4 protein-coding genes are annotated in these 6,101 nt (G+C 74.6%); 3 read left to right on the top strand and 1 reads right to left on the bottom strand.

Annotation, left to right across the window (positions count from 1 at the left end; genetic code table 11):
* Positions 1-31: 31 nt before the first annotated feature.
* Both ABT342_RS23710 and ABT342_RS23705 read left to right on the top strand, forming a co-directional pair.
* Positions 32-247 carry an MbtH family NRPS accessory protein gene (locus ABT342_RS23710; RefSeq protein WP_351577261.1) on the top strand — a complete coding sequence of 72 codons (216 nt, stop codon included), beginning with the start codon at positions 32-34 and terminating at the stop codon, positions 245-247.
* A gap of 279 nt (positions 248-526) precedes the next feature.
* The gene (locus ABT342_RS23705) at positions 527-3,349 is read left to right on the top strand and encodes an ATP-binding protein (RefSeq protein WP_351577258.1); all 2,823 of its coding nucleotides are present in this window, start codon (positions 527-529) and stop codon (positions 3,347-3,349) included.
* A 106-nt stretch (positions 3,350-3,455) separates the two neighbouring features.
* Here the strand turns inward: ABT342_RS23705 and ABT342_RS23700 are convergent, their stop codons facing one another.
* The gene (locus ABT342_RS23700) at positions 3,456-4,022 is read right to left on the bottom strand and encodes a sigma-70 family RNA polymerase sigma factor (RefSeq protein WP_351577315.1); all 567 of its coding nucleotides are present in this window, start codon (positions 4,020-4,022) and stop codon (positions 3,456-3,458) included.
* Positions 4,023-4,489: 467 nt separating this feature from the next.
* Between ABT342_RS23700 and ABT342_RS23695 the strand changes: the two genes are divergently transcribed.
* Positions 4,490-5,962 carry a LysM peptidoglycan-binding domain-containing protein gene (locus tag ABT342_RS23695; RefSeq protein WP_351577255.1) on the top strand — a complete coding sequence of 491 codons (1,473 nt, stop codon included), beginning with the start codon at positions 4,490-4,492 and terminating at the stop codon, positions 5,960-5,962.
* The last annotated feature ends 139 nt before the right edge of the window (positions 5,963-6,101 follow it).

The following is a 6,101-nucleotide window of genomic DNA, read 5'->3' as shown; positions in this document are numbered from 1 at the left end:
TCCTCACGAAGGCCTCGGAAGGGAGAAACCCGTGCAGACAGGTAGGGAACAGGCCGCTGACGTATTCGTGATGCTGGCCAACGGCGAGGGCGACCACTCGCTCTGGCCGGCCGCCGCACCCGTGCCCGAGGGGTGGTCCGTCTCACTCACCACCATGGACCGGCAGCGGTTCCTGCGTGACCTCGGCAAGCAGTGGCCCGAGCTCCGTGCCGTGACCCTGGCCAAGAGAGGGCTGTTCGCGGCCTGAGCCGCGGGGCAGCGGGCGAGCGTACGGAACGGCATACAGAACGGCCTACGAAACGCTTTCAGAACGGCATTCGGAACTGCATTCGGAACGGCATACGGAACTGCATACGGACGGGCCGCGCGGACCGGCAAGGCACGACGGGCCTCAGGAAACTTCCCGTTTTCTGAGGTCCGTTCGGCATGAGTGGAGGTGAGGTGCATGCGAACTGTTGTGCTGGGGGAGTATCTGACTCCTGAGTCAGATCGACGAGAGAGTCCTCAGGGACAAGGGGGCGCCGCCGTGCGGGTCGGTCGTGAACACCACTACGCCAAGCTGAGACAGCTCGTGCGGGACGTCGCGGCGGGCCAGGGCGGCTGTGTGACCGTCGAGGGCGAGCCCGGAGCCGGTAAGAGCCTGCTCGTCAGGGACGCGCTCGCCGAGGCCGCACACCTCGGCTGCCGGGTGCGGCACGGCGCGGCCGACGAGCTGTGGCCGCGCTTTCCGCTGCGTGCCGTCCTCGACTGCCTCTGCCCCGACGGCACCCCCACCGCCGACCGCGCGGCCGTCGTCGACCTGCTCTGCACGGGCGGCCCCGAGCACGTCGCCTCCGACGGCGCGCAGATGGCCGCCATGGACCGGCTGCTCGCCACCGTCGATCGGCTCTGCGCCGACGCCCCGCTGATCCTCGCACTCGACGATCTCCAGTGGGCGGACGACGCCAGCCTGCTGCTGTGGCAGCGCCTCGCCAGGGCGGGCGCCCGGCAGCCGTTACCTCTGTTGCTCATCGCCGTCCGGCGGCCGGTACCGGGCCGCCGCGCACTCGACCGCCTGCACGCCGGACTGGGCGAGCTCGGCGCCCACTGTCTGCGTCTGGACCCGCTCGTACCGGAGGAGACCGACCTCCTGGTCCAGGACCTCGTCGGGGCGGCGCCCGGCCCCCGGCTGCGCGGCCTGGCGGCACAGGCGGGCGGCAATCCGCGCTACGTCACCGAGCTGGTCGACGGCCTGCGGACGCAGGGCCGCATCGCCGTCGGAAGCGGCCGGGCCGAGCTCGTCGGTCCGGAGCCGAAAAGCGGGTCGGCCGGTTTCCTGGCGCCGCTCGCCGAACAGCTCGGCTTCCTGTCCCCGCAGGCGCACGACGCGCTGCGGTACGCCTCGCTGCTCGGTGTCGCGTTCACCGTCACCGAACTCGCGCTCGCGCTGGAACGGCCTGCCCGTGACCTGCTGACCGCGCTCGACGAGCCGATCCGCGCCGGGCTGCTCGGCGACGAGGGCGACCGGCTGCGCTTCCGGCACGAGGTGGTGCGCCTGGCGCTGTACGAGGCGATACCCGGCGCGATCCGCACGGCCCTGCACATCGACACCGCCCGCGCGTTCGTCGCCGCGGGCATGCCCCCGTCCCGGATCTGCGACCAGCTGCTGGCCGTGGCGGGCCCGCTCGAGGCCTGGGCCCTGAGCTGGCTGGTCGAGTACGCCGAGGCCCTCATCGCCACCGTCCCCGGGCCGGCCGCCGAACTCATCGAGCGCGCCATCGAACAGGGCCCCACCGAGGAACAGGACCGGGACGTGCTGGAGGAGCGGCTCGCCGAAGCGGCGCTGCTGCTGCGCCGCCCCGAATCGGTGGGACTGCTCACCCAGTTGCGCGACCGCGCCGAGGAACCGGACCACCGCGCGTCGCTGGCGTTCAGACTGATCTCGGCGCTGATGATCCAGGGCGACACCGACGGCTGCCTGAAGGCGACCGACCAGGCGCTGGCCGAGACGTTCCCCTCGCGCGCCTGGCGGGTCAGGCTCCAGGCGTGCCGGGTGCTGGCCCTCGCGGACCTGGGCCGTCTCGACGAGGCCCACGAGCACGCACAGCCCGTGGTGGCGGAGGCGGCAGGGCTGGACGACCCGCTGGCCGCGTCCGAGGCGCACCACGCCATGGCCTTCGCGCTGTACCGCATGGGCCGCGCCCGGGAATCACTCCACCATGTCGCCCAGGGCGTCGCCCAGGCCCGGCAGACGCCGGCCGCCACCGACATGTCCCTGCTGCTGCTCGCCAACCAGGCGGAGGGCCACCACCGGCTCGGCGAGTCGGACGTGGCCCAACAGGCGTTGGAGGAGGCCCGGCAGCTGGCCGTACGCAGCGGCTCGAACGGCCGGCTCGTCGGCATCGAGGCGCGTTCGGCCCAGTTCCACTACCGGGGCGGCCGCTGGGACGCCGCGCTCGCCGACCTGGAACGGGCCGCGAGCCTGAAGGTCTCGGACTCCTGGATCCCGGTGCTGGTGCACGGCATGCACGCGCTGATCCTGGGCCACCGCGACCTGCGCGGCGAGGCCGTGGCCCACCTCGACAGACTGGCGCCCGACGCGCTCACGCCCCGGGTCGCCCGCCGCTACGCCGTCCACACGCTGCTCGCCCGTGCCCTGCTGGCCGAGCGCGACGGCCGTCCGGCACAGGCCCTGGAGGCGCTGCTGCCGGTCCTGTCCGAGGCCTACGCCGAGGAACTGCTGCACGAACGGCACTGGTTGCTGCCCGATGTGGTCCGCCTCGCGCTCGAAACCGGGGATACCGCCACGGCCGAGGCGGCGGTGGAGGCCTGCGCCCAGGAGGCGGCGGCGCTGCCCGAGGCGCCCGGACCCGCCGCGGCGGCCGTGCGGTGCCGTGGGCTGTTCGCCCAGGACCCGCGGCTGCTGGGGGAAGCGGTCACGCTCTACGAGGGCGGCTCGTGGCCGCTGCTGCTCGGGCAGACGCTGGAGGACCTCGCGGTGGCGCGGGCCTGGCACGGCGAACTGCCCGCCGCGCGTGAGGCGTTGGGGCGCGCGGTCAAGACGTACGAGGAACTGGGTGCCCGGTGGGACATCGCGCGGGCCGACGCCCGGCTGCGTACGCTCGGGGTGCGAAGGGGCAGCCGTACCGCTCGTCGCAAGGCGGTCAACGGCTGGGAGGCCCTCACGCCGTCCGAACTGAAGGTCGCGCTGCTGGTCGCGGAGGGTCACTCCAACCCGGAGATCGCCAGCGAGCTGTTCCTCTCCCGCCGCACGGTGCAGACGCATGTGTCGCACATCCTCGGGAAGTTGCAGGTGCGCTCGCGCGCGGAGGTGGCCCGGGAGGCCGCGCTGCAGGGCGACGACGGCTGAGCCGGTGGGGACTGCCGGGCCGGCCGGGACGGCGGCCGGGGACGGTGGGGACGGTTGGTGTAGTGGGGGCGGTTGGGGCGGGGTCGGTCGGGGTGGTGGAGCGGGGTCACGCCGTCAGACCGGCGTAGCCCGGCAGCACCTTCTTCAGCGCGCGCAGGGCGTAGTACGTACGCGACTTGACGGTGCCCGGCGGGATGCCGAGCGTCTCCGAGGCCTCCGCGACGGACCGGCCGCGGAAGTAGATCTGGACCAGGACCTCACGGTGCTCGACGCTCAGCGTCCGGAGGGCTTCGCGCACGTCGAGCGCCGTGGCCGAGCGCTCGGTGTGGTCCTCGGCCGGCGGCACCTGCTCCAGGCTGTCGGCGGCGACCTCGGCGGGCCGGGCCATCCGGGCGCGGCGCGCGTCGATCGCCAGGCGCCGGCCGACCGTGAACAGCCAGGGCCGCATCGACTCGTGATCGCTCTCCAGCGCCTCCGGGTGCTGCCAGGTGCGTACCAGCGTCTCCTGCACCAGGTCCTCGGCGCGCTGCCGGTCCCCGTAGGTGAGGCCGAGGAGGAAACCGAAGAGCGCCCGGCCGTGCTCGCGTTGGAGCTGGGCGAGGGCCCCCTCGTCGGTGCGGGGCGCGGACGTGGTGGCGTTGGCGGTCTGCTGGGCGAGCGTGCTGGTCACCATGGTCGCTCCTTCGGTAAGTCCGGCGGGCACGGTCGGGGTCGTGCCGACGATTCGAGAGTGACCGAGTGACGCGGTGGAGTTATCCGCCACCTGGCGTATACGCGCCGATGTGGCGTTCAGCGGCCGAACGGGGAGCGGGACCGTGCGACGAGCGGTCGAGCGGCGCGACGCGCGCGCGACGAGCGGCGCGACGAGCGGCACGACGAGCGGCGCGACGAGCGGCACGGCGAGCGGAACGGCGAGCGGCACGGCGAGCGGAACGGCGTGCGGTGAGCCGGGCCTCGTGACGTGTGGCATGACGTGTGGCATGACGTGCGGTGAGCCGCGCCGCCCGCTGCGTCATGGGGTGAACCGGTGCCGCCGGGTGTCCGTGCGAAGGGCGGAAGGACGAACTGGACAAGGACGGTCACGAAGTGGACGCGCAGATGGCTCACCACCGCAGGCACACCCCAACAACGGTACGTCCCGTGGCCCGGGGCGCGGCGGCGCTCGCCCTCGCCGTCCTCGCCCTGGCCGCGGCGGGCACGCCCGGCGTCGCCGCCCCGGCGGCGGCCGCCGCCGCCCTCGCGGCCCCGGCCGCCGACGGCAAGGTCGTGAAGTACTACATCGTCACCCAACTGCCCGACGGAAAGCCGGAGTTCCTCTTCTCCATCGCCGAGAAGACGCTGGGCAACGGTGACCGCTTCCCCGAGATCTTCGCGCTCAACAAGGGCCGCCGTCAGCCCGACGGCAGCGTCATGGACGACCCGACGGTCATCGCCTCCGGCTGGGTCCTCCAGCTGCCGCAGGACGCCAAGGGCGACGGCGTGCGCACCGGCGCCCTTCCCGAGTTCCCGCCGGCCGGTGCCGAGGCACCCGGGGCGGGGCAGGCCTCGGCCCCGGCGCTGCCGCAGAGCCAGGGCCTCGTGCCGCCGCCCGCGACCGGGCAGACCAGCTGGCTGGGCCCCGGACTCGGGGCCGGCGCGGCCGTGCTCGTCGCGGGGGCGCTCGCCTCGGTCGTCATCCGGCGACGCCGGGCGGTGGCCGGTCCCGTCGAGCTGCCCGTGGCGGCCTTCGCCCCGCGCACCGGGGCACCGGCCCGCAGCCGTACGGCCGCCGTACCCACGGCCGTACCGGCGGCGTCCGCCGCGTCCCGCGCACGCTTCGGGCCGCGCCCGGAGCCCGTACCGGCGTCCGGTGCTGGTGCCGGGGCCGCCGTACCGGCGAAGGAGAGCGAGCCCGCCGCCGCGAGCGGCCGGACCGAGACCGCCGTACGCGCCGCCGTCCCCATCACTCCCCGCCGCGCCGCCACCGCGACCCCGGCCGCCACGGCCGGCGCCACGGCGGCCGGCGCGCGTCGCCAGGCCGGGGCCGCCCGCCCCGCCCCGTCCGGCGGGGCCGCGACCGGCCCCGAGGCGGGGCCCGCCTACCAGGTGTCCTACGGCGACGACGTCATCGACGTCCACATCGACACGGAGGCCGCGGCCGCCTGGCACCCGGTCCCGTACGAAACCCCCGAGGGCGGTGCCGCCTTCCTGTGCATCGGCGTGTCCGAGGGTGACGGCTGTCTGTTCCTCGACTTCGCGCAGGCGCCCGGCGCCATCGCGGTCAAGGGTGACCTGGAGGCGGGCCGCCGGCTGGTGGAGTCGCTGGTGCTGCAGCTCGGCACCAGCCCGGTGCGTGAGCAGGCCGGGGTCGTGGTCGTCGGGCGGCTCGCGGAGCTGGCGGAGGGTGTCGACGGCGTCGACGCGGTCGGTTCGCTGGACGAGCTCGCCCGGCGGCGGGCCGAGGAGGCCGGTGCGCCCTTCGAGTTCGTGTTCTGCGAGGTGGCGTCGGCCGCCGAGGTGTCGCAGATCGCCGCACTGCTCAAGAGTCCGGGCCGGGTGGTGCCGGTCGTCCTCGGCAAGGTCGCCGGGACGTCGTGGCGCCTGGAGGCGCGGGCGGGAGAGCCCGAGGAGTGACCGTGTGGCGGGGCCGGGGCAGCCGTTCCGCTCCCTCTCCGGCCCCGCGCGGTTGATGCCGTGCCCTTGCTCCTTGCTCCTTGCTCCTTGCCGCTCGCTCCTCGCGTGAGCCCGCGGCCGTGCCCGCGGCCGTGCCCGC

The sequence above is a fragment of the Streptomyces sp. NPDC000410 genome, from assembly GCF_040300305.1.
Taxonomy (GTDB): Bacteria; Actinomycetota; Actinomycetes; order Streptomycetales; family Streptomycetaceae; genus Streptomyces.
The sequence above is the reverse complement of the archived record's forward strand: the minus strand, read 5'-3'. Positions and strand labels throughout refer to the sequence as shown.

Coding starts and splice junctions, on each gene's coding strand:
- ABT342_RS23700 (WP_351577315.1), bottom strand. CDS start 4,022: ATGGTGACCAGCACGCTCGCCCAGCAGACCGCCAACGCCACCACGTCC.